This window comes from Streptomyces sp. WM6386 (assembly GCF_000972385.1).
Classification (GTDB): domain Bacteria; phylum Actinomycetota; class Actinomycetes; order Streptomycetales; family Streptomycetaceae; genus Streptomyces.
Genome location: NZ_JXTE01000224.1, coordinates 1 through 1016 on the forward strand (window position 1 = coordinate 1; position 1016 = coordinate 1016).

Consider the following 1016-nt stretch of genomic DNA (forward strand, 5'->3'; position numbering starts at 1 on the left):
TGGTAGGGCCGCTCGGACACGGCGAGGCCGCCGGTCTCGTAGTCCGCGCCGCCCGTGCCCTCCCCGTGGGGGATGCGGGGGGGGTGGCACTGCCCGGTGCGCAGCAGCTGGTTCATCAGCGGGTCCGCGGTGCGCCTGAGGTCGATCTCGGGCAGGCGGGCCTCGATGGGGACCGTGGCCCGCACCCGCACGTCCGGTATCTCGCTCGACGTGCCGCTGAAGCTGGGTCCGAGCGGGTCGTCGGGGTCGGGGGTGACGCGCATACCGGGGCCGGTCACGTCCAGGACGCCGGCGTCCAGGAGCGCGGCCATCTCCTCTATACGGGAGGCCGGCGGGCCGATGGACAGATAGGCGTTGAGCGGTGTGTACCAGCCGTCGAGGTCGTCGCGGTGGGACGCGGCGGTCAGGCCGGCATGGTCGACGGCGAGCCGCAGTTCGTTGCGCAGGTCCCGCAGGACGTCGAGGGCGGCCTTGACCGGTCCGCTGACGTTGCCCTGGCGGGCCAGGCGGACGTCGTCGTCGAGGTGGCCGCGCAGCCAGTCATGGAAGGCGGCCCGGTCGGTGAAGACGCGGTCGCCGTAGGGGCGGGCGACGCGCTTCCAGTCCCAGCGCTCGGCGGCGTCGATGCCGGTCGCGTCGAGGAGCACGTCCTCCTCCGCGCCCGGTTCGGCCTCCAGATAGGCCTCGACGAACTCCTCCACGACGTCGGGGAGTTCACCGCACGACTCGAGCAGCGCGGCGTAGTAGACGCTGCACACCTCCTTGGAGATGAGCGGCCACAGGTCGGCGGCGAAGTCGATGGCGCCGTGGTGGGGGGTGCGGGCGCGCAGCGCGGCGATGTACCCGGTGGTCAGCAGCCGGGGGTAGTGGCGGCCGTGGGCGCCCTTCTCGTTCTCGCCGCGTGCCTGGGAGGGCGCGCCGGGCCGGGGGCCGGCGTACAGGCGCGGTTCGCGGCCCGAGGGCCGGTAGAGAAGGCGGCCGTCGACGCGGGTGAAGATGCCGCCCCGGCCGTGGGG

1 pseudogene is annotated in these 1016 nt (G+C 74.0%); it reads right to left on the bottom strand.

Going from position 1 to position 1016, the window contains the following annotated elements:
• Positions 1-1016: pseudogene (locus TN53_RS40890) on the bottom strand (FAD-binding protein); the annotation flags it as partial.